The 25,481-nt window shown below is 69.9% G+C and carries 24 protein-coding genes; 6 read left to right on the forward strand and 18 right to left on the reverse strand.

Going from position 1 to position 25,481, the window contains the following annotated elements; translation table 11 throughout:
- Positions 1 to 28: 28 nt before the first annotated feature.
- The 10 genes from OHB01_RS11475 to OHB01_RS11520 all read right to left on the reverse strand — a co-directional run bounded on the left by OHB01_RS11475 (position 29) and on the right by OHB01_RS11520 (position 10,027).
- A complete protein-coding gene (locus OHB01_RS11475; RefSeq protein ID WP_328855325.1) occupies positions 29 to 841 on the reverse strand; it encodes a sulfurtransferase in 813 nt (270 codons plus the stop codon).
- Entirely contained in the window at positions 838 to 1,563 is a 726-nt protein-coding gene (locus OHB01_RS11480) for an ABC transporter ATP-binding protein (RefSeq protein ID WP_328855326.1), read from the reverse strand. The genes OHB01_RS11475 and OHB01_RS11480 overlap by 4 nt, the downstream gene beginning before the upstream one ends.
- Positions 1,560 to 2,327: an ABC transporter ATP-binding protein gene (locus OHB01_RS11485; RefSeq protein WP_328855327.1), complete on the reverse strand. Its 768-nt coding sequence runs from the start codon at positions 2,325 to 2,327 to the stop codon at positions 1,560 to 1,562. The genes OHB01_RS11480 and OHB01_RS11485 overlap by 4 nt, the downstream gene beginning before the upstream one ends.
- Complete coding sequence (locus OHB01_RS11490; protein ID WP_142650217.1) at positions 2,324 to 3,256, reverse strand: branched-chain amino acid ABC transporter permease; 933 nt, start codon at positions 3,254 to 3,256, stop codon at positions 2,324 to 2,326. Before OHB01_RS11490 ends, OHB01_RS11485 begins: the two co-directional genes overlap by 4 nt.
- The gene (locus OHB01_RS11495; protein WP_168066303.1) at positions 3,256 to 4,131 is read right to left on the reverse strand and encodes a branched-chain amino acid ABC transporter permease; all 876 of its coding nucleotides are present in this window, start codon (positions 4,129 to 4,131) and stop codon (positions 3,256 to 3,258) included. Before OHB01_RS11495 ends, OHB01_RS11490 begins: the two co-directional genes overlap by 1 nt.
- A 101-nt stretch (positions 4,132 to 4,232) precedes the next feature.
- On the reverse strand, positions 4,233 to 5,411 hold the full coding sequence (locus OHB01_RS11500; protein WP_142650219.1) for an ABC transporter substrate-binding protein: 1,179 nt from the start codon (positions 5,409 to 5,411) through the stop codon (positions 4,233 to 4,235).
- A 7-nt stretch (positions 5,412 to 5,418) separates the two neighbouring features.
- Positions 5,419 to 5,955, reverse strand: a complete 537-nt coding sequence (locus tag OHB01_RS11505) for a (2Fe-2S)-binding protein (RefSeq protein ID WP_147945056.1) — start codon at positions 5,953 to 5,955, stop codon at positions 5,419 to 5,421.
- Positions 5,952 to 6,848 carry an FAD binding domain-containing protein gene (locus OHB01_RS11510; protein ID WP_142650221.1) on the reverse strand — a complete coding sequence of 299 codons (897 nt, stop codon included), beginning with the start codon at positions 6,846 to 6,848 and terminating at the stop codon, positions 5,952 to 5,954. The genes OHB01_RS11505 and OHB01_RS11510 overlap by 4 nt, the downstream gene beginning before the upstream one ends.
- Positions 6,849 to 6,854: 6 nt before the next feature.
- The gene (locus OHB01_RS11515) at positions 6,855 to 7,649 is read right to left on the reverse strand and encodes an N-acyl homoserine lactonase family protein (protein WP_142650222.1); all 795 of its coding nucleotides are present in this window, start codon (positions 7,647 to 7,649) and stop codon (positions 6,855 to 6,857) included.
- Positions 7,650 to 7,669: 20 nt separating this feature from the next.
- Positions 7,670 to 10,027: a xanthine dehydrogenase family protein molybdopterin-binding subunit gene (locus tag OHB01_RS11520; RefSeq protein ID WP_328708649.1), complete on the reverse strand. Its 2,358-nt coding sequence runs from the start codon at positions 10,025 to 10,027 to the stop codon at positions 7,670 to 7,672.
- Positions 10,028 to 10,269: 242 nt separating this feature from the next.
- Between OHB01_RS11520 and OHB01_RS11525 the strand changes: the two genes are divergently transcribed.
- Positions 10,270 to 10,950 carry a TetR/AcrR family transcriptional regulator gene (locus OHB01_RS11525; RefSeq protein WP_142650224.1) on the forward strand — a complete coding sequence of 227 codons (681 nt, stop codon included), beginning with the start codon at positions 10,270 to 10,272 and terminating at the stop codon, positions 10,948 to 10,950.
- 79 nt (positions 10,951 to 11,029) lie between these two features.
- Here the strand turns inward: OHB01_RS11525 and OHB01_RS11530 are convergent, their stop codons facing one another.
- Positions 11,030 to 12,130, reverse strand: a complete 1,101-nt coding sequence (locus OHB01_RS11530) for a hypothetical protein (RefSeq protein WP_328855328.1) — start codon at positions 12,128 to 12,130, stop codon at positions 11,030 to 11,032.
- 46 nt (positions 12,131 to 12,176) lie between these two features.
- Complete coding sequence (locus OHB01_RS11535; protein WP_142650226.1) at positions 12,177 to 13,052, reverse strand: NUDIX hydrolase; 876 nt, start codon at positions 13,050 to 13,052, stop codon at positions 12,177 to 12,179.
- A gap of 1,033 nt (positions 13,053 to 14,085) precedes the next feature.
- On the opposite strand from OHB01_RS11535, the gene OHB01_RS11540 reads away from it, so the two are divergent.
- Entirely contained in the window at positions 14,086 to 15,690 is a 1,605-nt protein-coding gene (locus OHB01_RS11540) for a cellulose-binding domain-containing protein (RefSeq protein ID WP_328855329.1), read from the forward strand.
- 674 nt (positions 15,691 to 16,364) lie between these two features.
- The gene (locus tag OHB01_RS11545) at positions 16,365 to 17,264 is read left to right on the forward strand and encodes a hypothetical protein (RefSeq protein WP_328708647.1); all 900 of its coding nucleotides are present in this window, start codon (positions 16,365 to 16,367) and stop codon (positions 17,262 to 17,264) included.
- A 219-nt stretch (positions 17,265 to 17,483) separates the two neighbouring features.
- On the opposite strand, the gene OHB01_RS11550 is transcribed toward OHB01_RS11545, so the two are convergent.
- The 5 genes from OHB01_RS11550 to OHB01_RS11570 are packed head-to-tail and all read right to left on the reverse strand — an operon-like array spanning position 17,484 to position 21,290.
- Positions 17,484 to 18,755, reverse strand: a complete 1,272-nt coding sequence (locus OHB01_RS11550) for a tyrosine-type recombinase/integrase (RefSeq protein WP_142650230.1) — start codon at positions 18,753 to 18,755, stop codon at positions 17,484 to 17,486.
- Complete coding sequence (locus tag OHB01_RS11555) at positions 18,752 to 18,952, reverse strand: helix-turn-helix transcriptional regulator (protein ID WP_142650231.1); 201 nt, start codon at positions 18,950 to 18,952, stop codon at positions 18,752 to 18,754. Before OHB01_RS11555 ends, OHB01_RS11550 begins: the two co-directional genes overlap by 4 nt.
- Positions 18,949 to 20,373 carry a replication initiator gene (locus tag OHB01_RS11560; protein ID WP_312845774.1) on the reverse strand — a complete coding sequence of 475 codons (1,425 nt, stop codon included), beginning with the start codon at positions 20,371 to 20,373 and terminating at the stop codon, positions 18,949 to 18,951. The genes OHB01_RS11555 and OHB01_RS11560 overlap by 4 nt, the downstream gene beginning before the upstream one ends.
- 2 nt (positions 20,374 to 20,375) lie before the next feature.
- A complete protein-coding gene (locus OHB01_RS11565) occupies positions 20,376 to 20,774 on the reverse strand; it encodes an HNH endonuclease (RefSeq protein WP_142650233.1) in 399 nt (132 codons plus the stop codon).
- Between the two features lie 45 nt (positions 20,775 to 20,819).
- The gene (locus tag OHB01_RS11570) at positions 20,820 to 21,290 is read right to left on the reverse strand and encodes a hypothetical protein (protein ID WP_142650234.1); all 471 of its coding nucleotides are present in this window, start codon (positions 21,288 to 21,290) and stop codon (positions 20,820 to 20,822) included.
- Positions 21,291 to 21,504: 214 nt separating this feature from the next.
- On the opposite strand from OHB01_RS11570, the gene OHB01_RS11575 reads away from it, so the two are divergent.
- The 3 genes from OHB01_RS11575 (at position 21,505) to OHB01_RS11585 (ending at position 24,266) form a co-directional block, all read left to right on the forward strand.
- A complete protein-coding gene (locus OHB01_RS11575) occupies positions 21,505 to 22,113 on the forward strand; it encodes a helix-turn-helix transcriptional regulator (protein WP_142650235.1) in 609 nt (202 codons plus the stop codon).
- Positions 22,094 to 22,432, forward strand: a complete 339-nt coding sequence (cutA, locus tag OHB01_RS11580; RefSeq protein ID WP_142650236.1) for a divalent-cation tolerance protein CutA — start codon at positions 22,094 to 22,096, stop codon at positions 22,430 to 22,432. Before OHB01_RS11575 ends, cutA begins: the two co-directional genes overlap by 20 nt.
- 1,441 nt (positions 22,433 to 23,873) lie before the next feature.
- On the forward strand, positions 23,874 to 24,266 hold the full coding sequence (locus tag OHB01_RS11585) for a hypothetical protein (RefSeq protein ID WP_221889977.1): 393 nt from the start codon (positions 23,874 to 23,876) through the stop codon (positions 24,264 to 24,266).
- Positions 24,267 to 24,651: 385 nt separating this feature from the next.
- Here the strand turns inward: OHB01_RS11585 and OHB01_RS11590 are convergent, their stop codons facing one another.
- A complete protein-coding gene (locus OHB01_RS11590) occupies positions 24,652 to 25,458 on the reverse strand; it encodes a M15 family metallopeptidase (RefSeq protein WP_142650239.1) in 807 nt (268 codons plus the stop codon).
- Positions 25,459 to 25,481: the final 23 nt, after the last annotated feature.

A 25,481-nucleotide genomic window follows, 5' to 3' on the forward strand; every position in this document is an offset into this window, starting at 1 on the left:
TCCTGCCCCGGCCGTACGGACCTCGCGATCAGGCGGAGTGGCTCTCCTTCGGAGTGGCGGGATCGGCGCTCCACTCCGACCACGAGCCGTCGTAGACGGTGAGCCGATCGAACCCGATCTCGCGGAGGGCCAGGAAGGCGGCGCTGGCGGAGACCCCGCCACCGCAGTAGAGGATCGTGGGCCGGTCCCGTACGATGCCGGCCCGCTCGGCGAGCTCCGCGATCTCGGACGGGGCGCGCAGGAGGCCGCCGTCGGCGAAGAGGGCCGGCGCCGGGAACCTGACCGCGCCGGGGATGTGGGCGCCGGCCGCCCGGTAGGTCTCGTCCATCCGGCAGTCGGCGATCGTGACGTCCCCCGTGCCGAGGGCCGCGAGCACGTCGTGCTTGGTGACCCGCAGGTCCCGGGGTCCGGGCACGGGGTACGTACGAGGCTCGGGCGCGGGCACCTCGGCGGTGACCGGCCGGTCCTCGCGCAGCCACGCGGGCAGCCCGCCGTCGAGGACGTGGGCGTCGGCGTGCCCGTACTGGCGAAGCGCCCACACCAGCCGTGCCGCCATGTAGATCGTGCCGTCGTCGTAGGCGACCACGGTCGTGTCCGGCCCGATGCCCGCGGCCCCGAGCACGCGGGCGAACGCCTCCGGCGTGGCGAGCTGGCCCTCGACCGGGTCGTCCTCGTCCGACAGGTCGCGCAGCCAGCTCAGGTAGACGGCGCCGGGGATGTGGCCGTCCGCGTAGGCGCGCGCGCCCGCCTCCGGGTCGTCGAGCCGCCACCGTACGTCGACGATCCGGACACCCGGGTCGGTCAGCCGGGCCGCGAGCTCGGCGGTGCCGATGAACGTCATGATCGCTCCTTTGTGCCGAGATAGATGTCGCGGACGCGAGTGGAGGAGGACAGGTCGGCGGCCGGGCCGGATTCGGCGATGCGGCCGGTCTCCAGCACGTAGGCGTGGTCGGCGAGGTCCAGCGCGAGCTTGGCGTTCTGCTCGACCAGCAGGATGGTGTGGCCCTCGTCGCGCAGCCGGGCCAGCGCCTGGTAGATCCGCGTGACGAGCTTGGGCGACAGGCCCATCGACGGCTCGTCGAGGATCAGCAGGGTCGGCCGGGCCATGAGCGCCCGGCCGATGGCGAGCATCTGCTGCTGGCCGCCGGACAGCAGCCCGGCCGGGGCGTCCAGCCGGTCGGCGAGCTCCGGGAAGGTGCCGAGCACCCGGTCCAGCTCGTCGTCGCTCCGCCAGCTCCGGGGGCGGGTCGCCGCTCCCATGCGCAGGTTGTCGCGGACCGACAGCCGGGCGAAGACGCGCCGCCCCTCGGGCACGTACGCGATGCCGAACCCGGCCATCTTGTGCGCCTCGTGCCTGCTCACGTCGGTGTCGCCGACCTTCACCACGCCGGAGCGGTCCGCCTGCAGCCCGAGCAGGCCCCGGATGGTGGTGGTCTTGCCCGCGCCGTTGGCTCCCAGCAGGCAGGTGACCCGGCCGGTGGCGGCCTCGAACGAGACGCCGTGGACCACCTCGATGCGGCCGTAGGCGACACGCAGGTCGCGGATGGTGAGCGCGGCCGTCATGGTGTCCCCTCTCCCAGGTACGCCTCGATGACGCGGGGATCGGCGCGTACCTCCGCCGGGTCGCCCACCGTCAGCAGCTCGCCGTGGTCGAGCACCGCGATGTGGTCGGAGACCTCCATGACGAGCTGCATGTTGTGCTCGATGAGCAGCACGGCCACGCCCGCCCGCGCCATGCTGGTCACCTGCTCGCCCACCATCCGCGCGCTGGTCGCGGGCAGCCCGGCGGCCGGCTCGTCGAGCACGACCACGTGGGGGTCGAGGGCGAGTACCCTGGCCAGCTCCAGGAGCTTGGCCTGGCCGAAGGGCAGGGACTCCACCGGCACGTCGGCCGAGTCGGCCAGGCCGAACCGCTCCAGCAGCTCGCGGGCGGCCGTGCGCAGCCGCCGTTCCTCCCGCCGCGCGCCCGGCGGCGCGAGCAGGGCGCCGACCAGCCCGCTGCCGCCCCGGCCGTACGCGCCCATCATGACGTTCTCCAGCACCGTGAGGCCCTTGAAGATCTCCAGGTTCTGGAAGGTGCGGGCCAGGCCCGCCGAGGCGCGCAGCTCCGGACGCTGTCCGGTGAGGTCGCGGCCGGCCACCTCGATCCTGCCCTGGTCGGGGCGTTCGAAGCCGGAGACGATGTTGGCCAGGGTGCTCTTGCCGGCTCCGTTGGGGCCGATCAACGCGGTCACCATGGCCGGCCGCACGGTCAGGCTGACGTCGTTCAGCACGCGGACCCCGCCGAAGCTCTTGGAGACCCCCGTGATCACCAGTCCTTCGCTCATCGGGCCCTCCTCGGCGCCAAGCGCGCGGTCAGGCCGCCGACGCCGTCGGGGAACGCCTGGACGGCCACCAGGAACACCACGCCCACGATCAGCGACTCAAACCCGGCGTACTCGGTGCCGAGCTGGGACAGGCCGGTCAGCAGCGCCGCGCCGATCAGCGGGCCGGTGGGACGGCCCGCGCCGCCGACGGTCAGGCCCACGACGAACAGCACCGCTGTGAAGAAGCCGAAGGACGAGGGGCTGACGAAGGTGTCGTGGAACGTCTGCAGGGCTCCGGCCACCCCCGCGTAGCAGCCGCTGAGGCCGAAGGCGAACAGCCTCAGCCGGTAGGCGGGCACCCCGCTCGCCACGGCGGCGGGCTCGGAGGACCCGAGCGCCCGCAGCGCCCGGCCCGCCCGCGAGGACGCCACGTTGTGCGCCACGAGCACGCCGAGGAAGGCGAGCGCGGCGGCCAGGACGTACATCGCGGTGGTCCCGCTCACGGCCTCGCCGAGCGGCGGGATGCCGAGCAGGCCGTTGGGCCCGCCGGTCAGCCAGGTCAGCCGGCCGAACAGCAGATAGAGCACGTAGCCCGCCGCGAGGGTGGCCATCGTGAAGTACGTGGCCCGCAGCCGCAGCGACGCCGACCCGATCAGCAGCGCGACCACGGTGACCAGCAGCGGCGCGCACACGAAGGCCAGGACCGGCGGCAGGATCGAGCGCGCGCTGAGGATGCCCGCCGTGTAGGCGCCGAGGCCGTAGAGGCCCGCCTGCGCCAGGGAGATCATCCGGGCGTGGCCGTTGATGAAGTCGAGCCCCGTGAGCAGGAGCAGCATGACGCAGAACTGCACCAGCACCGAGTGCGCGTAGTCGGAGACGAACACCAGAGGGAGGGCCACGAGCAGGACGCCGGTCGCCACCGGCGGCGACAGGACACGCGAGACGGCCATCAGACGCGCACCGCCTTCCGCTGCGCGAACAGGCCGGTGGGCCGGGTGAACAGCACGATCAGCAGGACGACGAACGCGACCGCGTCGCTGTAGGTGGCCGAGCCGTACCCGGCGACCACGGCCTCGGTCAGCCCGAGCAGCAGCCCGCCGGCCAGGGCGCCGTAGAGGTTGCCCAGCCCGCCGAGCATCGCGGCGGCGAACCCCTTGAGCCCGAGCAGGGTCCCCGAGTCGTAGGACATCACCGACAGCGGTGCGAGGCCGACCCCGGCGAGCGCGCCCAGCACCCCGGCGAGCACGAACGCCCAGCGGGCGGTCGTACGGAACGGCACGCCAAGGGAGGCGACCATCTCGGGGTCGTCGGCGGCGGCCCGCAGGATCGTGCCCCGGCGGGTGCGCCGGAAGAACGCCGACAGCGCCGCGGCGACCACCACGACGACCGCGAGGTTCCACAGCGCCTGGGTGTCGACGACCGCTCCGGCGACGTGCAGCGGCGCCTCCCCGAGGAAGTGGGGAAGCTGGTAGGTGCGCGCGCCGGTGGCCAGCAGGACCACCGCCTTGATCACCAACGTCAGCCCGATCGTCGCGAGGGTGATCACGTCGGCGTTGTGGGAGCGGGAGAAACGACCGGCCGCCAGCTCCGTCAGCAGGCCGGCCGCCACTCCGACGGCCAGGGCGGCGAGCAGGCTCACGACCAGCGGCGGTCGCAGCCACTCGTTGACGATCCCGGCCATGACGCCGCCCAGCATGACGAACTCGCCCTGCACGAAGTTCACCGCGCCGGTGCCGTTGGCGACCACGCCGAAGCCCACGGCCACCAGCGCGTACACCGCGCCCACGCTGAGCCCGGCGAACAGGACCTGGAGCAGCAGGGTCACCGGGCCTCCCACCGGGCCTCCCACCCGGCGCGGGAGAGCGGGGGCCGGGTCGTCCGGCCCCCCGCCAGGTCTCCGCTCGGGCGAACCACGCCGGACACGACCTAGCTCCCGGCGGGCACGAAGCGCGTGCCGTCCCACTTGATCATCGTCACGCCGTCGGAGGCGAGGCCGCTGTGGTCCTGGGCGCTGTACCGGAACACGCCGGTGAGGCCGACGTACTCGCCCAGGTTCTCCAGCGCCTTGGCCAGCGCCGGGCCGTCGGTGGTGCCCGCCTTCTCGATGGCCTCGGCGGTGATCATCATGGCGTCGTACGCCTGGCCCGCGTAGACGTTGGGCTGCTCCTGGTACTTCGCCTGGTAGGCCGTGACGAAGTCGCCGATCGTCTTCTTCTGCGGGTCGGAGTCGGGCAGCAGGTCGTAGACGGGGAGCTTGGGGGAGGCCAGCACGGTGCCGACGCTCGCCTCCCCCGCCTGCCGCATGTACCTGTCGTCCACGAAGCCGTGGCCGTGCTGGATCAGCACCGAGTCGTCGCGCACCAGCGCCCGCGCGTTCTTGATGAAGGCGACGCCCGAGCTGTCGGTGGTCCAGGCGAGGTAGGCCTGGGGCTTGCCGGCCGCGAGCTTGCCGAGCGTGGGGGTGAAGTCGTTGGTGCCCGTGTCGAAGGACGCGACGTCCATCTTGATGCCGGCCGCGGGGACCTCCTGCTTGGCCACCTCCAGCGCCGACTGCCCGAAGCCCGTGGTGTCGGGCAGCATCGCGACCCGCGAGACGCCCTTGGCCCTCCAGAACTCGATGATCTTCTGGATGACGACGGTGTCGTTGAAGGTCGCCTTGAACGTCAGCGCGTGCGCGCTTTCCGGCTGCACGATGTTGCGGGCGCCCTCGGTGGCGACGAACAGCTTCTTCGCCGGTTCGGTGAGCTGCGCCATGGCCAGCGCGATGCCGCTGGCGCTGCCGCCGCCGACCACGACGTCGACCTTGTCACTGGTCAGCAGCTTGCGGGTCTGCGACACCGCCGTCGCCGTGTCGCCGGCCGGGTCGTAGAACTTCCACTCGATCTTCTTGCCGTCGATGCCGCCCCGCTGGTTGATCTGGTCGATGGCGAGCTCGATGCCCTTGCGCATCTTGTCGCCGACGTTCGCCGCCGGGCCCGTCACCGAGAACAGCGTGCCGACCTTGATCGTCTTTGCTTCGCCGCCGCCGGAGTCCGCGCCGGCCGAGCAGCCGGCCACCAGGACCGCGGTGGAGAGTGCGGCGGCGAGCCCATGCCTTGTCTTCATGTTTCTCCTAGTGCTGCCGATCGGTGTGCTGTTGATCGGGAACGTCGCGTTCCCACTGCTCGTCCGCCTGCCGTACGGCGGCGATGATGCCCTGGTAGCCGGTGCACCGGCAGAGGTTGCCGGACAGCGCGACGCGGATGTCGCGCTCGGACAGCCCCCGCCGGGTGCTGAGCAGCTCGTACGCCGTCATCAGCACCCCGGGGGTGCAGAACCCGCACTGCAGGGCGTGGTTGTCGGTGAAGGCGCGCCGCAGCGGATGGGAGGCCGAAGCGCCGGAGGCGAGGCCCTCCACGGTGGTGACCTCGTGCCCATCCGCCTGGACGGCCAGCAGCAGGCAGGACCGCACCGACGCGCCGTCGAGCAGGACCGTGCACGCGCCGCACACCCCCTGCTCGCATCCGACATGCGTGCCGGTGAGCCGCAGCTTCTCGCGCAGCAGCTCGGCGAGGCTCTCGCGCGGCTCGGCCCGTACGGCGTGCTCCACGCCGTTGACGCGCAGCCGGACGAGAATCCGCTCGTCACGCTCCCCGGGACCGGTGGTCACCGCTGCTCACCCGCCCGGGACCAGGCCGTCTCCAGGCTCCGCAGCGTCAGCGCGTACACCAGCCGCCGCCGGTGCGCGGCGTCGGTGCGGGCGTCGCCGTACGGCTCGCACTGGACCGCGGCGGCCCTCGCCACCGCCCGGAACGCCTCGGGAGACGCCGCGGACGCCTCCGCAGACGCCTCCGGAGCGGCGCCGATCAGCGAGGCCGCCGCGGGCACGCGCCACGGACGCGGCCCGACCCCGGCGCAGACGAGGGCGGCGTCCGCGATCACGCCGCCGGCGGTCAGCGTCAGCTCGCAGGCGACACCCACCAGCGGCAGGTCCGCGTGCCTGCGGCTGTACTCCACCCACGCCTGGCCGGTGCGCGGTGGCGGGAGCGGGAACCGCACGCCGATCGCCATCTCGCCCAGGGCCAGCGACGTGTGGTTCGCCCCGAGGAAGAACTCGCCGGCGGGACACGTCCTGAGCCCGGCCGCGGACGCGATGCTCACCTCGGCCCGGCAGGCCACGGCCACCGCGGGCAGCTCCGCGGACGGGTCGGCGTGCGTCAGGCTGCCGACGATCGTGCCCCGGTTGCGGATGGCGATCCTGCCGATCAACGCCGTCGCCTCGGAGAGGATCGGAATCCGGGCGCGCACGTCCGCGTCCAGCTCCACGCGGCGCTGCCGTACGGTGGCGCCGATGTGGAGCGCGTCGTCGTCCCACCGCAGGACGTCCAGGCCGGCGACGGCGTTGATGTCGACCAGCGTCCCGGGGCGCGCCGCCCGCCGGTTGAGCAGCGGCACGAGGCTCTGCCCGCCGGCGAGCACCCGGGCGTGCCGATTCCCGGCGAGGTGGGCGAGCGTCTCCTCCAGCGAACGCGGGCGCACGTAGTCGAAGGCGGCGGGTCTCATCGGGGGTCAGGCTCCGATCGGGGACCCGATGCGGGTGATGTCCCAGGCCTCGGACATGTGCAGCGGCAGCACGTTGTCGCCGCCGATCTCCTTGAGCTTGAGCATCGTCTCGTACGACTCGAACAGGTCGGTGTGGCCGCCCGGCGGGATGACCTTGAAGTGCTCCTGCTGCTCTTCGGTGGGGTAGAAGTTCTCCTTCAGCACGCACATGCCGGCGATGACGAAGGTGCCCTCGCTCGTCTTGACGATCGCGGACTGGCCGCCGAAGGTGTGCCCGGGGGACAGGATGAGCTCGAGCCCTTCGGCGATCTTGTGCGTGCCGTCGAGGAGCTCCAGGTTCCCCTCGGCGATCTTGTCGTAGTGCTCCTTGGGGGCGAACGAGGTGGCGAACATCTCGTGCGACGGGGTGGTCTCCCACTCCCTGCGCTGCACGTAGACGGTGCTCTCCGTGAACGGGTCCATCGTCATGCAGTGGTCCCAGTCCAGATGGGACAGGACGACGAAGTCGATGTCGCGCGGGGCCAGGCCGCGGTCGCGCAGGTGCTCGGTGATCGGCTTGACGTCGACCACGTCGGCGAAGACCTGGCCGACGTGCACGAGCTGGCGGTCCTTGGGCCGGATGTGCTCGGCGTAGTCCCGGGCGCTGCAGCCCACGTCGATCAGCACGTTGAGGTCCTTGCCGCGCACCAGCCAGGACACGTACGGGATGTCGATGGCCACGCCCGCGTTGTGCATGTAGGTGAAGCGGCTCTTCTCCCTGTGCGGTCCGTACGCGACGACCATGGGCTCGATCGTGAACAACGTTGTCTCCTTGTCGGGGATCAGAAGGGGCCGGGCAGCAGACCGGACACGTAGGCGGGCGTCAGCGGGGTGCGGTCCACCTCGACGCCGAAGGGGGCGAGCGCGTCGGCGACGGCGCAGGCCACGGCGGCCGGCGTCGCGATCACTCCGGATTCGCCCATTCCCTTGCTGCCGTTGACGGTGAGCGGAGACGGCGAGCAACAGTGCCCGAGCCGTACGTGGGGGATCTCGGCGGCGGTCGGCAGCAGGTAGTCGGAGAACGAGGTGGCCAGCGGCACGCCGTCGGCGGTGTAGGGGACGTGCTCGTACAGCGCGCCGCCGACGCCCTGGACGAACGCGCCGAGGACCTGGCCCTCGACCATGAGGGGGTTGAGCATCGTGCCGCAGTCCTCCACGGCCGCGGCGTCCACCACCGCCACGTCGCCGGTCAGCGGATCGACCTCGACGACCACGGCCACGCAGCCGTTGGAGTAGGTGGCCGGGGGGTCGTAGAAGCGGTTGGCGACCAGGTCGGGCTCGGGGAGGTGCTCGCGCACGGCGGGATCGAAGTGCGCCCGGCCGGCCAGCTCGGCCAGCGGCACGCTCCGTGCCGGCACGCCGCGGACCCGGACGTGCCCCTGGTCGAACTCCAGGTCGCGGGGGTCGCACTCGAGCAGGCCGGCGGCGAGGCGGGCGAGCTTGTCCCGCAGGTCGCGGGCGGCCAGGGTGAGCGCCCCGCCGATGACCGTGGCGGTCCGGCTGGCCCTCGTGCCCGCCGTGCTGATCGGGACGGCGGCGGTGTCGTCGGCCAGCACGGTCACCGTCGCCGGGTCGACGCCCAGCACGTCGGCCACCACCTGGGCCAGAACCGTGGCGTGCCCCTGCCCCTGGGACGGCGTGCCGACCGCCACGGTCACCTCGCCGGACGGCTCCATGGTGACCCGCACGTGGTCGTGCGAGGCGAAGGACCACGACGACTGCAGCGCCCCTGCGGTGCCCCAGCCGCTGGGCTCGACGTACGGGCTGACGCCGACGCCCAGGTAGCGGCCGCGCTCGCGGGCGGCCGCGCGGCGCTCCTCCAGGCCGGTGTAGCCGATCAGGCCGGCCGCCTTGTCGAGGGACTCGACGTAGCTCCCGCTGTCGTAGTCCATCCCGGTGGCCGAGGTGTAGGGGAACTCCCGGACGAGGTTCTGCCTGCGCAGGTCGAGCGGGTCGCGGCCGAGCAGCCGGGCGGCCCGGTCGATCAGGACCTCCCGCGCGGAGTGGCTCGCCGTCCAGCCGACCCCCCGATACGGGGAGATCGGGGACTTGTTGGTCAGCACCGCGGTGACTTCCCAGGCCACGTTGCGGATCCGGTACGGCCCGGGCAGCAGCCCGGCCGACAGGTAGCACTCGATGAGCGCGCTCGCGCTGTTGAAGGAGTAGGCCCCGCAGTCGCCGACGATCCGTGCGCGGACCGCCTCGAACGCGCCGTCCGCCGACAGCGCCAGCTCCATGTCGACGATCTGGTCCTTGGCGTGCGGGGCGGCGGTGATGTTCTCCTGCCGGTCCTCCACCCACCGCACCGGAAGGCCGGTGGCCCGCGCGGCCAGCGCGACGGCGATCTCCTCGGGGGCCGCCGGGATCTTCTGGCCGAAGCCGCCGCCGACGTCGGGGACGAGCACCCTGATCCGGCCCTCGCCCATCTCCAGGCAGTGCGCCAGCTTCCGCCGCAGCAGGTGGGGCGACTGGGTGGAGCAGTGCACGGTCAGCCGGTCGCCGGCCGCGTCGTAGTCCGCCAGGCAGCCGCGGGTCTCCATCGGCGCGGCGATGAAGCGGCCGGTGGTGAACCGCCCGGTGACGACGTGTGCGGCGGACGCGAAGGCGTCGTCCACGTTCCCGTACGTCCGGCTGCCCGCGTAGATCACGTTGCCGGGAATGTCCTCGAAGAGCGGCTCGGCCCGGCCGTGCTGTCCGGCGAGCGGGTCGGTGGCGGCCGGCAGCGGCGCGTAGCCGACCCGGATCAGCTCCGCCGCGTCCTCGGCCACCGCCCTGCTGCCGGCGAGCACGATCGCCACCGGCTCTCCCACGTAGCGCACCCGGTCGGAGGCGAGGGCCGGTTGCGGGGTCTTCACCAGCCCGGGTACGGCGACGGAGTCGACCAGCGGCCGGTGTGGAAGCTCGGCCGCGGTGAGCACCGCGTGCACCCCGGGCAGCGACCGGGCCGCGCTGGTGTCGATGGAGACGATCCTCGCGTGCGCGTGGGGCGAGCGGAGGAAGTGCGCGTGCGTCATCCCCGGCACGGTGACGTCGGCGAGGAACCTCCCCGCGCCGGCGAGGAGCCGTGCGTCCTCCAGCCGCGTCAGGCGTGCGCCCAGTGCCCGCTCGCTGGGGCCGGAACCGGTGAGCCGCTCGCTCATGTCCCCTTCCGAGGATCTAACAGTTCGGTCTGATAGTTGTAGTCACGCCTGCCGGCCATGCTCGTTAGGTCGTGATCATCTGGGTTGATCAGTGATTTTGACCGGAGCGAGTCCGGCAGCGGAGTCCGTTCCTGTTTGCTCGAACAGGAACAGCATACATAGCCTACCGGCTGTGTCGGAAATTCTGCACGTTAGGGTGATCGAGGCCGCGCACCCCCGTCCGCTGTGAAAGGAGAGCCCGGGTGACCGTCAAGAATCGCGATGGGTCGGCCGTGGACGGCAAGGTGCGGCGTCGTGATCCCGACCGGTCCCGGCAGGCGATCCTGGACGCGGCCGAGCAGGTCTTCGCCAGGGAGGGCTACGACGGGGCGAGCATGGCCGCGATCGGCAAGGCGGCCGGGGTCTCGGGCACGCTGCCCGGCTACTTCTTCGGCGACAAGGCGACCCTGTACGCGGCGGTCATCGACCGGCTGTTCGAGGAGCGCAACCGCGCGCTGGAGGAGCTGGGCAGGGCGGCGACGGCCGTGCTGAAGGAGGAGGACGGGCTCCGCCGCGGGCTGGAGGTGCTGGTCGGCGGTTATCTGCGGTTCCTGCTCGCGCGCCCCACGTTCGTGCAGCTGATGGCGCGCGACGCCCTCGAGATGACCCGCAGCGGCCGGGCGACCGAGCCGCGCCATTCGGCCGCCTACGAAAGCAGCGTGCGCGGGTTCCTCGCGGCGCTGTCGCCGCCGCCCGGTCCGGGAGTCGAGCCCGACCAGTTGCTGATCAGCATCGTGGCGCTGTGCTTCTTCCCTCTCGAGCACGACGCGACCATGCTCGCCGGCATGGGGTACCGCGCGTGGACCCCCGCCTTCGTGGGCAAACGCACCGAGCACGTGGTGGACATCCTGCTCCGGGTGCTGACCACCACGCCCGTACGGTAGACCTGCTCGATCGGCCTTCGAGGACATGCCCTCCGCTGTTCACGGGCTCACGGGCGTACGGGCTCACGGGCGTACGGGCTCACGGGCTCGCCGCGAGGAGCAGGAAGGCGGCGCACAGCGTGAGGTGCACGCACGCCTGCAGCAGGTGGGCCCGGCCGGGCATCACGGTCAGCGTCGCCACGACGACGGTGATGCCGAGCAGCACGATGTGCGTCGGGCCGAGCCCGAGCAGCAGCGGGCCCTTCATCCACAACGACGCGACGGCGATCGTCGGAATGGTGAGCCCGATGCTGGCCATGGCCGAGCCGAAGGCGAGGTTCATACTGACCTGCACCCGGGCCCGCCGGGCCGCGCGCACGGCCGCGAGGGTCTCCGGCAGCAGCACCAGCAGCGCGATCACGACGCCCACGGCCGACTGCGGGAGGCCCGCCGCGCTCACGGCCGTCTCGATCGCGGGAGACTCGACCTTCGCCAGGCCGACCACGGCGACCAGCGCGCTCAGCAGCAGCGCCAGACTGGCCACGGTGGCCCGCGTGCTCGGCGGGCTGGCGTGTTCGGCGGCATCTCCGCCATCCTCGTCCGTCTCCACGGGCAGGAAGTAGTCGCGGTGCCGCACGGTCTGGGTGAGCACGAACAGGCCGTACAGCGCGATCGAGGCGAGCGCCGCGAACGCGAGCTGGGCCGGGGCGAAGGCGGGGCCGGGGCTGCTCGTGGTGAACGTCGGCAGGACGAGGCTCAACGTGGACAGGGTGGCGACGGTGGCCAGCGCGGCTCCCGTCCCCTCCGCGTTGAACACCGCCACCCGCCGCCGCAGGGCCGCGACCAGCAGCGACAGGCCGACGATCCCGTTACAGGTGAGCATCACGGCGGCGAAGACGGTGTCGCGGGCGAGCGACGACGCGGCCGGGCCCCCGGACGCGGTGAGGCTGATGATCAGGGCCACCTCGATCACGGTGACCGCCACGGCGAGCACGAGCGACCCGAACGGCTCGCCCACCCGATGGGCGATGACCTCGGCGTGGTGCACGGCCGCGAGCACGGAGACCGCGAGGAACAGCGCCGCGATCACCACGACGACGAGAGGAATGGTCCGTCCCCACGCCAGCGCGAGCACTGCCACGGCGAGGATCGGGACGGTCACGGTCCAGGTGGCGGCCAGTCGGCGGAAGAGCAGGATCACATGCTTTATCCTGCCCAAATGGGACGAATGGTATAAAAGTCTCAGCTCAGAGCTGCTTGAGCAGCCAGCGGGGACCGGCGACCACGGCGCCGAGGGCCGTCACCCGCTCGCGCAGCCCGCGGTCGGCGGTGACGACGAGCGTGGTCTCCCAGGGCCGCATGTCGCGCACCGCCTCCACGATCGCGTCGTCCCCACTGCCTCCCGCCGCCACGACCGTCAGGTCCCCGGTCACCGGCCCGGAGTCGGCGGCACCGGTCGCCGCCCCTTCGAGCACCGCGACCATGCGCGGGAACCACCGGGTCAGGGCCGGCACGCCTTCGGGCATCTCGCCGATGCCCTGTTCGCAGAGCGGGACCAGCTCGTTGAGCAGGCGGTTCGCGGCGCCCGCCCGGTCCTTCCACCAGCCGTGCTCGGCCCGCGCGCCGATGATGTTGGCCATGTCGAGCACGACGACCACCGGGCTCAGCGCGGGCCTGATCCTCGGCCACGACTCGGCGAAGCCGGGGTGCAGCTCCCTCGCCGGGACCTCGTCGGCCGCCACCCAGCGCATGTCCGCGCTCTCGCCGTTGGCGGGCGAGGCGTCGAGCAGCCCTTCGGCCTCCGCGATCACCGTCTGGAACGACCAGCCGCCGTGGTCGTCGACGTAGAGCCCGCGCACCCGGACGAGCTCGGAGTCGAGCGCCGCCTCCTCGCGGGCCTCTCGCAGCGCGCCGGCGATGGCGTCCTCGTGGCTGTCACGCGCGCCGCCCGGCAGGCCCCACGTCCCGCCGTGATGGCTCCACCAGGAACGCTTCTGCATCAGCACGTACGGCATGCCGTCGAGCGTGTGGTGCACGGTGAGCAGGCCGGCGGCGCCGTACAGCCCCCAGTGCTGGTGTCCCAGTGAGCACAGGGCCCAGCCGTCGCCGTCCTTCGCCGTCATGCACCCATCTTGCCGCAGCCTGCCGAGGCGCTCTAAGGGTCACCAGTGTTCGAGAGGGACCTCCACCCCTGCGGTCAGATCGAAGAGGGTCACTCCGTCCATGATGCGGACGACCTGGATCTGTGTCGCGAAACGTACTTCCCGTAGGCGCGTGGCGGCCTCGTGGGCGGTCTGCGGGAAGTGATAGCGATCGGCCGCTTCGCCGTCCGGGACGGGCCGGATCGAGCGGACCTCGAACCGGTCCGGCGGCCATACAGGGGGAAGAGGAGCTGAGTGGTGCCAACCGGACATGTCTCTCCCGTCAGGCCGTTTCCAGAGAAGTTGACCCATGGGGCCTTGTTGATCGCCAGTGCGTGACGGGGTCGTAGGCCGATCGTTATTAACCGGTAAGCGATCCTTTCTGGCCTGGAGTCCCTAGCCCGTTAGCGTTTGAGCCCTCACTCGTGATTCCCCCATTGTCCGGAGAATCAGGAGATGTCATATCTGGAGAGGCGCCCGCTTCCTGCGGCCGGAGGAGCGGGCGTTGTCCTCCCACTTTTCTCCTCCGTCTCGCGCCGTCATCGGCGCGGGTGGCGGTGACCGTTGCCCGTCGCCGTCCCCTGCCGGTCCATCGATCCCGGCAGGGGACGGCGCAGGCGTGGCGGCGGCAGCCCGGTGAGCGTGTCGACCTGGGGTCGAGCGCCGAGGTCTCCGTCGGCGCGCAGCCGGTGAAACGCCGTGCCTGCGCTCGGGCCCTTCGAGCCCACCCGCGGCTGCCGCCGCCCTTGCTTTCCTCGTTCTCGCCTGAACGTTTCACCCGCTCCCGGGTTCCGGTGTGCCGTCTCCGGTGGTTTCTGTGCTTGTGGGGGCCGGTGTGCGCGGTTGCCGCTGTGGGGTGTCGTTGACCGGTGATCGGTGGGGTCGTACGTTGCTGTGCGGTGTTCCTGGGTGTGGATGTCCGGGTGTGGATGTCGTTCGGGTGCACGAAAAGCCTTGTGGGGTCGGGAGTCTTTCCTCGGTCAGGGGCCCTGCGTGACCTGCAAGGAGCTCGGTTGTGACAAGCAGAACCAGAACGGGTGCCGGGGTGATCGGTGCGCTGGCCGGTGTGGTCGCCCTGGCCGGTGTGGCCGTCGCCCCGGCGGCGCAGGCCGCCACCGGGTGTGCCGTGACCTATACGACCAACGACTGGCCGGGTGGGTTCACCGCCGCCATCACGATCCAGAACCTGGGCAGCGCGATCAACGGCTGGAGTCTGGGGTTCGCGTTCCCGGCGAGTGGTCAGAAGGTGGACACCGGGTGGTCGGCCACTTTCAGTCAGAGCGGGCAGAACGTCACGGCCACGAACGTGGACTACAACGCGGCCATCGCCACCGGCGCGTCGGTGTCCATCGGCTTCAACGGCAGCTGGTCGGGGTCCAACCCCAAGCCTGCGTCGTTCACGCTCAACGGCGTCACCTGCACCGGCTCCATCACCACCTCATCACCCTCGCCGACCGCCACGCCCTCACCCTCACCTTCCGTAACGCCCACGCGCTCGCCTTCGCCTTCACCCACGCCCTCGCCCACGCCGTCGAGCGGTGCGCTGTACGTGTCGCCGAACGGCAGGGACGGCGCGGCGGGGACGCAGTCGGACCCGACGACCCTCACCGCGGCGATCACCCGCGTCGCCCCCGGCGGCACGATCTACCTGCGCGGCGGGCGCTACGACTTCACGCAGACGATCACCATCGCGCCGGGCAACAACGGCACCTCGAACGCCCGCAAGACCCTGTCCGCCTACCCCGGCGAGACTCCGGTGCTGAACTTCTCGGCGCAGAGCGAGTCGTCGTCCAACCGCGGGCTCACGCTGAACGGCTCGTACTGGCACGTGTACGGCATCGTGGTCGAGCGGGCCGGCGACAACGGGATCTACATCGGCGGCAGCAACAACATCATCGAGCGCACGATCACCCGCTACAACCGCGACACCGGGCTGCAGCTCGGGCGGATCGCCTCCGACACCCCGCGCGACCAGTGGCCGTCGAACAACCTCATCCTCAGCTCGGAGTCGCATGACAACGCCGACTCCGACGGCGAGGACGCCGACGGCTTCGCCGCCAAGCTCACCACCGGCACGGGCAACGTCTTCCGCTACGACGTGTCCCACAACAACATCGACGACGGCTGGGACCTCTACACCAAGACGGACACCGGAGCCATCGGACCGGTCACGATCGAAGACTCCCTGGCCTACAACAACGGCACCCTCAGCAACGGAGGCCAGTCCGGCAACGGCGACCGCAACGGCTACAAGCTCGGCGGCGACAAGATCGCCGTCAACCACGTGGTCCGGCGCAACATCGCCTATCGCAACGGCCACCACGGGTTCACCTACAACAGCAACCCCGGCACGATGACGATCTCGGACAACGCCGGCATCGACAACGCCGAGCGCAACTTCTCCTTCGACACCGGCACCTCGGTCTTCCGCGGCAACACCTCCTGCCGCAGCGGCAGCGGGTCCAACGACAAGACCGTCGGCAACGTGGACAGCTCCAACCAGTTCTGGGCGGGCTCGAACGGATCCCGGTGTTCCTCCTACACCGGCGCTCTCGGCTGGTCCTTCGCCTCGGACGGCCACCTCATCGTGACCTTCGGCGGCAGGCCGGTCACGTCCTGACCCGTCGTCCCCCGAGGGTACGGCCGGGCCGCCGCAGCGGCCCGGCCGTTGGCCGTTGGCCGCTGGCAGATCGGGTCGGCCGACAGCCGTTCGTCGTCGGCGGATCACGTCGGGACCGGTAGCCATTGGAGCAGTCCCGCGTTCGGCTCGGTCGCCGGCGGTGGCATGCGCTCTGCGGCTGGCCACGACCCGGCCCCGCCTGCCGTAACCGGGGTCACCGGCAGGGCGCCCCGCCCACCATCCCGTACGCGGACAGACGGTGGGCGGGGGCTCTACGCATCATGCCGACCCGGAGGTGCCCGGCCGAGCCTCGCTTGATCCGGGGACGCATGCCGACCCCGGCTGACATCGAGCGGATGTGCTCGCGGTGCTCCCGAAAGGGACAGCGGAGCCGTGGCTGAGGCTTCCGCCTGCCGGTTCGGGACGGCAGGCGGAACAGACGGCGACGCGCCGCCCATCTGGGCCGGCCGGGCCGCCATCACGTTGAGGGTGTCGTGCCGGTGCGGTGTCACGCGGGCGGCACCCTCGACTCGTTCTCGACATATCCCCCGTTGCATGCGATCCCGGGCGGTGCTCGATGAGGCTTTGCAACGGTCCAATCTCGGCCGCCAACCCTGCCCGTTGAGAGCACGTCCCCTACCGCACGGAGCAACCCGAGCCTCTGGAGTAACGGCATGCATCAGCAGCCCAGCCCCCCGAACGGTCCGTACGGATCACCCGCCGGCCAGCACCCGTACGGCGGACACCCCCACCAGCCTCCGTTCGGCGGGCCTGCTCAGCGGCCACCCGCCTGGCAGCCCCCGCCCCCGCATCGGAAGAAGGGCAAGGGGCCCGGCTTCTGGCTGCTGGTGATCGGGCTCCCGTTCGTCCTGCTGTTCGGCTGCATGGCCGCCGTCGGGTCTCTCGCCTCCGACAGGTCGAGCACGACGAGCACCGCCGCGAAGGCGCACAAGCCGAGCGCGGCGGCCGACTCCGACGCCACGGCGGCCGAGAAGGCCGGCGCGAGCGAGGAACCGTCCTCGCCGCCCAGCTCGCAGCCCAAGCCGCGCACCTACAGCGGGGCCGGGGCGAAGGTCCTCAAGCTGCGCAAGAGCGACTGGACGGCCGTATGGCTGGTCACGCTGACCCACCGCGGAGGCTCGAACTTCATCGTCTCCCCGCTCGACCCGGGCGGCGCCGAGCAGGGCGCGATCGTCAACGAGATCGGTGACTACAAGGGGAGCGTCCTGCTGAACGAGGACGACGGCAAGGACACGGCCGCGCTGAAGATCCAGGCCGACGGGGCGTGGACGATCGTGCTGAAGCCGTTGTCGATGGCCCGCGTGTGGTCCGGTGGCTCGCTCACGGGTCGTGGTGACGAGGTGGCCATCGTCGCCCCGCCGAGCGTAGGCCTCACGACGGTGAACGCACGGCACTCGGGGAGCGCGAACTTCATCGTCGAGGCCTGGACCGAGACGAGCAGGGAACTGATCGTCAACGAGATCGGCAGTTGGCACGGTGAGGTTCCACTGCCCAGCGGGACGATTCTCGTCACGATCAAGGCTGACGGCGTCTGGTCCTTCAAGAAGAGCTGATGAACGCACGGACGGCTCGCGCCCGACGGGGCGCGAGCCGTCCGTGCCTCTGCGGGCGTGTCAGGACCACGTTCAGACGCGGGCGCGGTAAGGCGAACGCGGCCCACAGGCGGCTCGGGAGGGGCGGGGCGAGGCGGCTGACTACCGGCCGTTGACGGAGAAGTGCTGGTAGTCCGCAAATACCCAGCACCCGCACCGGCTGACCTGGGACAACGGCCCTCAGTCGTCCGCCGAGGGCACATCCAGGGCACTCGGGGACGCGCCGTGTGCCCCCAGGGCACTGTCGACGGCTTTCCGCGTGCGGTCTTCACTCGATGGCATGAGGTGGGTGTAGGTCCGCAGTGTGAAGCCCGGATCATGGTGACCGAGGTACTCGCTCAGGGCCTTGATGCTCTCGCCGCCATCGAGCAGCACCGAGGCGTAGAAGTGCCGTAGGGCGTGCATCCCGTTCTCCCTGTACGACCGCCGTTGACCATCTTCGTTGGGCGGGACCTCGATGCCGGCCCGCTCAAGAGCCGGTCGCCACTGGCGTTCGTTCAGGTACTCCCGATGTACGGCCCGCCCGTTGGGCGTCGTGAAGACGAGCCTGTGGCTCACCGGCTTGCCCGCCAGCTCAACCCAGGGGAGAGTCACCTCGACGGGCGGGAACGCGGCCAGGTGCACGGAAAGGCGAAGGGCAACCGTGTCCGGCAGCGGCACGTCTCGCGTCTTGCCGCCCTTGGGAGGGGCGAAGAGCTGCTTGTTTCTTGCGATCTTTACTTGGCGACGTACATGCACGACGCGACGGAGGAAGTCGATGTCGTCAACGCTCAGCCCCAAAATCTCGCCTTGCCGAAGACCGAGGCCCGCTCCGACATCCACCATGGCGGAGTAGCGCGGCGCGAGCTCCTTCCGCATGCGCTCGACCCATTCAAGCTTCCAGGGCTTGATCTTCTCCTTCACGAGTGCGGGCGGGCGAACGACAGATGCCTTGCAGGGATTCTTAGCGATCAACCCATCGTCTAGCGCGGCAGCGAAGACAGCCGAGACATGGGCAAGCAGGACCTTGACGTAAGAAGGCGCGAGCTTGCCTTGCAGCCCTCGGAGCCAGGCTTGCACCAGCGAGGGACGGTTAGCCAGGACTCGCACTTCGTGGTGACCGAGCACGGGGTAGATGTGCTTGCGGAGCCGCATGGCCACCTGATCGTGTACGGCTTCATCGAACGGAGCGGACTTCAACCACTCTTCGGCCCGCTCGCGAAAGGTGACCCTGCCCGCGTTGGGGTCCACGTAGGTCCCCAGCGAGAGATCATGCTTGATCTTGGCATCGAAGGCTTCCGCGGCGGCACGCTTGTCAAAGTTCCGCTTTCGCTGTTCTCCGCGATCGTCGCGCCAGCGTACCTGCCAACGCTCGCCCCTCCCGTGATCCGTCGAGGGCACGCGCTTGTGCTCCGAGCACGCTTTCTCGCCCGCCTTCGGTCGAGACTTGTGCCACCGGTCGTAGACCGTCACGGCTGCTCACGCACCCACGACAACACGTCAGCCGGGATGTAGCGCACATGCCGACCGACCTTGTGCCCCTTTGGGCCCACACCCAGATAGCGCCACTGGTAAACCGTGGCCACCGGCACACCGAGGAACCTTGAGACTTCCTCCACGCTCCAGAGACGATCAGCTTCCGCCGTCAGCGTTCCCTCCTTCCGAGTCATGCGGCGGCTCCCTCAGCAGCAACAGGCCAGCGGGAGCGGCGGCGTTCTTCGCGTTCCTCGCGGATGAGCTGGGCGACGTACAGATCTGCCGGATGGGTGTAGCCCTGTCCGGCGTAGCGCCAGGAGCCGACGACGAGCGTGGAGTCATCGGCGGGCGTGCCGGTCAGGGCGTCGTGTCCGTGCTCGCGGGCTTGGCGGGCGCGAAAGGAACGCCTCGCATCGCGCAGCTTGCCGAGGGTGGTGGAGTAGGAGCCGGACTTGGTGGAGAAGTGGCCCCGGAAGCCGAGCATGTGCGCCCAGCCGCGCAGCCGCAGCGGCTTCAACTCCTCCAGGTCGCCCAGGTGCCAGCAGGTTTCGATCAGCCGCCGCTGATGAGCGGTCAGCGTGACCGCGTTCAGCTCCGACAGGTCCTTGATCCGGCGATCGACGGTGCCTTCGGTGGTCGCGCCCTTGGTGGCGTACTTGGCGATGTAGCCCGCGACCTGAGCTTCGGTCAGCGCGTCCTCGGTCAGCTCACCGGCGACGATGGGCTTGATGTCGACCTGGGAGCCGAACACCAGGCGACGCACCCCGCCGACCTGTTCGCAGTGCGGGGAGTCCACGTGGACGCTGGCGGCAGCGGTGCGGGCCGCACGGTCGAGGAGATCCACCGTCGCCCAGTCCGGCGGCGGCAACGGCGTGTTGTCCTCGCTGCGGCCGTCGAGGCGCACCACGGCGTGGAAGTGGACGATGCCGCGCGCCTGGTATTCGGCGACCTTGGCGAACGAGACCCGTACCTGTGCGTTGAAGGCTTTGGCGGTCATGCCCGCCGCGTAGGCCAGTTCGCGGCGCAGGTAGATGGTGAAGCGGCGCCACAGGTCCGGGGCGTGGGCGTTCCACAGCGCGTGGCCGTCGTAGTCGTAACACTCCGCGCACAGCGGTTGCCCGACCAGCACGTCATCCGGCCCGTGCAGCTCTGTGCAGGACAGCGGTTTGCCGTGCGGGCAGGTGCCGGCAGACCGGCGCGGACGGCACGGCAGAACGGTCCCGTCCTCGCGGGTGCGGTGGGCGTGGACCGGCCCGAACGATGGCGCGGTGAGCGTGACCAGGGCGCGGGGATGCTCGCGCACCGTCTCCGGGACGCCTTTGTCTCCGCCGAGCAGACCGGCGCGGATCAGGTGGAAGGTGTCTGCCCGGTAGACCTCCGAACAGGACGGGCAGCGCGAGGCACGCCGGTTGCCGCAGGCGACGAGCATGACGCCGCCGATTTCGCGGCGGGTGCTGTAGATCTTTCGCTGCACGCCGTCGGTATCGACGCGGGACAGCTCACCGCGCACGCGGATGGGCTGGGAGCAGCCGCCGAGGCGGGACAGGTCGCGATAGCGCCGCTTGAGCCCGCCGACGAGGGAGAAGTACCGGGAGATCTCCGGATCAACGGCCATGCTCACGCGCTCACCCCCGCACCGAGCGAGCGACGGCCCCCGGCACGCCGGACGGCCAGCGGCAGACGCATCAAGGCGGCCCGCAGGCGATCGAGCAGGGTCGGGCGGGGGCGCAGGCCCGGGGCGAAGCGGCCGACCGGGCGCAGGAAGCCTTGCGGGAGCATCCCCGCTTTGGCCTGGTTGCACGGGTAGCAGGCGAGCACCAGGTTGGCGAGCTTCCAGCCGGGGATCTGCACCTGCGGGATCAGGTGGTCCAAGGTCGCTTCCGCCAGGTCGGCGAAGGCGGTGCCGCAGTAGAAGCAGCACGCGCCGTCGCGCTTGGCCAGGGACCGGCGGATCTGTCGGCGCCGCTCAGCGGTGGGCCGGTTGTGTCCCCCACCCGCTTGGCCGAGCGGAGGCACCGGGGGCGGGGGCGATGGTCGCGGATGCCGGGGAGGCGGTGATGGTCACTGGGTGACCTCCGCCAGCCGCCGCCGAGCCTCCTGCGGACTGTGGCCGCACAGGCGGAAGCAGAACTCCACATCGCGCAGCGACATCCACTGCTGCCACGCGAAGTCCTCGCCGTCCGGCAGCACCCAGACCCAGCCGAAGGGCGGCTCACGGTCGATGCCGATCTGCTCCATGGCCTCGTCCAGGCGCAGGGCCAGATCGGCGGCGTACTGCTCGCGGGTGGCGTTGCCGAACACCTCGCAGGAGTCGATCTGTCTCCTGCGCATCCGGTAGTCGCGGTGCCAGACTTCGACCTCACCCAACCGGGCGATGCCCTGCACGGCCCAGCCGACGAGCTGACCGACAGGAAGATCCTCGGGAGCCGGACCGGCGTCCGGCATGTCGGAGGCGTACAGGGCGATGATCAGTTCCCCGAAGGGCACCTCTCGGATCGATCCGAGAGCTACCTCGGTCGGTACCGTCTCCACCGAACCAAGCGCAGGCGTAACCTGAACATGCATCGCAGGGGTCCTAACTCTCGATGCTCTGGCCTCAGTGGGTGGCAGCCCACTGGGGCCTTTTCTGTTGTGATGTCTCGCTCTTGCCCTCTTAGTCCTATGGGGGACTTACAGGTCCTATGATGAGGACGTAGGAGTCCGGTTGTCAAGGACTAATAAGTCCTCGGAGAATGGAGCAGTGGAGATGTCCGAAGTCATCCGCCGACGGCGCACCGAGCTGGGAATGTCCCAGGCCGACCTCGCCCGCGCTGCCGGTGTCGATACACGCCAGATCCGCCGCTACGAGGCGGGAGACCAGCAACCGCTCCTGTCCGTCGCGGTAGCGATCGCGAACGCCCTACAGATATCCGTCGGCGAGTTGGCCGGCATGCCCGAGCACCGCGTCAACCTCAGCGGCGACTGGTGGGCGGCCTGGCAGACCTTCAAGGACGGCGAAGAGATCATCACTTCCCAGGAAGTGCGATTCCGCCAGCAAGGCGAACTGATCCAGCTCGAGACCATCACCCGTGGGATCTCCGTCGAGGACGGGGGATACATGTGGCGTGGTGAGCTGCGGCTGTGGGACAACGAGATCCTGATGGGCTGGTACGCCGCCAACGACGGCTCCGTACGGTCCAAGGGGACGATGTACTTCGTCCTGCACACCCACGGCATCAACATGGCCGGTCGGTGGGTCGGCCTGAGCTACGACGGCCAGATCATGACCGGCTGGGGATCCATGGCCAAGACCGAAGACGAGGCCCGAGACCTCATTGCCGAGCTCAAGGAACGCGATGGCCAGAGCGTTGGATGAGGTCTGCGAAGTCATCATCACGGCCCCGGACCCCGACTGGCTTGTCGAGTTCACCCGAAGCCTCGTCGCTGACCGGCTATGCGCAGCCGCTCACAACTTCGCGCCGATCCGTTCCATCTACCGATGGCAGGGCGAGATCTACGACCGCCCAGAAGGCCGCGTAGCGCTTCACACGCGGCGTGATCTCGTCCCGCAGATCATCGAGCGCACCAACCGGGAGCATCCATACGAGGTCCCATGCGTGGTCACACTGCCGATCACCAGCGGAGATCAGAAATATCTGAACTGGATACTGGCCGAGACCGCCGAGCCAGCGTAGGCGCTGTTACGGATTCGCTTACGTCTTCAAGCCGCCTTCGGCGGGGAGCGGTGGAAGGGGAGGGAAGGCACCGCGGGGAGGATGCGCGAGGGAGCGGCAGGCTCGACGATCCAAGACAGAAGGCGGGCCACCAAGAGGAGGACCCGCCGGGGAAGGGATCGGCAGAGGAGCGGGCTGTTTCCTGAGCTGTCTTCCAGTGACACCGTGAGGGGGTCGAACGACGGTGGGAGGCACAGCGCAGCCAGAAGCCATCACGGCCCGCACTCCCGAAGGGGAAGGCACGCGGACACGAGTGTGTCTCCCGCTGGGCCGCGCGCCCGCCCCGCCGGCGGGCTGCGGCTCTCCGGCCGGTCCCGCCGGCAGGCGGCGCGCACCCTGCGCCGACAAGCGGCGCGGGTGTTCAACCGATGGCGGCAAAGCGGCAATGTGCGAGAAGTGATCTCTCTCCCCAAGTGGTGAACGGGGTCGTTGGCTATGAGCGGCACCACGACGCCGAAGAACCCGGAGACCATGAGGGCGACGCTGGCAGACGAGGGGAGAGAGGAAGAAGGGGGCGGGGAGGGGAGGCAGGCGGAAGGTGCAGGGGGACAGGACCTTGGGGCGCTGCCCCAAACCCCGGGGCCTCCGACTCCGAGAGGGAGCCGCGAGCTGGCGCCGTAGCGGGCTGGGGTGGAAGTCCTGATCGCTCGCCTGCCATCGACCCAGGCAAGCCCAGCAGTCCGGCTCCTCCAGGTCAAGCCCAGCCGTGCCGGTAGGGCAACCAGCGTGCGGGGAAGGTCACCGGGAGCAGGTACACGCGAGGCAGGGCTTGACCCTCCGTCCCCGGCCCGCTGTCGCTTCGCGATGGGTCGACGGCAGACGAGAGATCAGGATACGGGCTGCTCATTTGCTCGGCCTGTCGGTAGGGTCCTGTCGTGACGGCACATAAGAGGCGATGGCCAAAGGTCGATCAGAACAGCGGCATCGAAGATGCCGCGCTGCTCATCCTGGAATGGTTAGCTGAGCAAGGCATAAACGCCATGATCAGGGTTGACGCGGAAAGATTGGCTGAGGGACTGCCTCCATGGACGTTCGCCGTTAGCGGCGGCCCACTGAGCCAAGGCATTCGGACTGATGGGGTCAGCGCAGGGCAGTGCCTCTCTTTCGCGCTTGCGTACTTGCGTGACGCCGGAGTCGAAGTGCCGTTCTGACTTCGAGCGTGCGGTTTGCCCAACGGGCCGGGGCACTTGGGGGCACACGGCGTCGGAAAGTGCTGGCAAGCGATGACAACGAACGGAAGCGTTCTCGCAGGTTGCTAGTCACGTAGGGCGATTCGATGCAGGTGAGGAGCCTGCAGAATTAGAACCCGGCCTACAGGACGACCTTGAGGACAAACCCGATCTATACTTTGGACGCTCGCGGACGCATTCAAATAGAAATGGAATCAGTGCGGATGGAAAGTGTGTCTGATGGGAACCTCCCAGTTGCTCATCCCGTCTCCGAGTTTCGGCTCATCATCCAAGAGGTCTTGCATACGGCTGAGGCTACGTGCGGAGTTGAGGATCTTGAGCGAGATCTAGAGCGTGCGCTCGCGGTGCTGCAGCGAAATCCTGACCTGAGGCCCCAATTTGAGACCGAGCTCACCACCCTGATCGACTCAATTAGGGAGGGTGTCGTCGAATTGGTTTCGTTCGTCATGTACGAGTTGCGGTGGCCGGTGATTGAGGAAGCGATTAGGAGTAGGATTTCGGAGCCCAGGAGGAATGTCAGTGATCTTCGACTCTATGAAGCGATGCTGGAGGCCTTCTCTGATTCATGGCGCGACCGCGATCTGTACAGGAAATTCAGTCAATAGGAACTTGGTCCGCGGAAAGCAGATCTACCACTTATGATCCCTGGCCTGGGCCGGCGTGCCTTGTCTGCGTGCATAACTGCGTGACAACGTCGACGAACGACGCTGGACGCTGGCGGACGGGAGTGGACTCGTCAGCAGGTTCGCTGACACAGCTACGCGGCCCACGGGGCAGCATCCGAGCTGGACTTGACGGCACTGGTTGGCACCCATTGATCTGCCCTCGCGCTCTCATCCAGGGCTCGTATCGAAGAGATCGGGACGAAACGATCCTAGGCGCGCGGGGCACAACGGGGGCACACGAAGATGCGAGACGCCCGGAAACGTCGAGAAACGATGAGGGGCCGAATCGCAGGTCAGAGGCCTGTCCGCGATATCGCCCCCGGTCTCAGCGGCCGTTGACGGAGAAGTGCTGGTAGTCCTTGGCGCCGGACCAGGAGCCGCCCCAGCCCCAGCCGATCCGCGCGAAGGCCCGCACCACTCGGTCTCCGCTGTTGATCACGCCGGGCTTCTTGAGCGGCCGGTCCACGAAGGCGTCCGCGTTGCGGTGGGCGTGCGAGCCGTCCGCGTAGACGTACGGGTTCTCGCGCGGGTTGACGTCCACCGCCAGCCCGTACGCGTGGTTGGACCAGCTGCCGGAGCCGGTGGCGTTGCGGCAGTTGAAGGCCGAGGTGTTGTCGGCGTCGATGGAGTCGTAGTCGCTGCCCTTGTAGACGTCGACGGGCACCATCCGGCGGATCGGGTAGCGCATCTCGTAGAGCTTGCCGAAGACGGAGGCCACGTCTTCGGCCACCTTCTTGTTGACCACGAGGGTGCCGGTGTGGGCCTTTCCGTCGAAGCCCCAGTAGGTCATGGTGATCTTCCGCAGCCCGCTCAGCGGAACCGGGCAGCCCGGACGCCAGGAGTATCGGACCTCGTCGCGGGACACGTTTTCGATCTTGGAGGAGAAGGGCGGCGGCCCGCTCGGGCTCGGCGTGGGCGCCTCGGACGACGGGGTGGCGGGGGCGGAGGAGGCCGGTGCGGAGGAGGGAGCGGCAGGCGCGGACGAGCCCGGCGCCGATGACGCCGGGACGGGCGCGGACACCCGGGCCCGGGCGGTGGCGGACGCGCCGGCGTCACCGACCCCGGCGCAGCCGGTCATCCCGACGAGGGCCGCCATCACTACCGCTGACCTGCGGTTCCACAAGGAGGTCATAGGCGCAGGTTACCCGCGGCCGA

The organism is Microbispora hainanensis, from assembly GCF_036186745.1.
In the GTDB taxonomy this organism is placed as follows: domain Bacteria; phylum Actinomycetota; class Actinomycetes; order Streptosporangiales; family Streptosporangiaceae; genus Microbispora.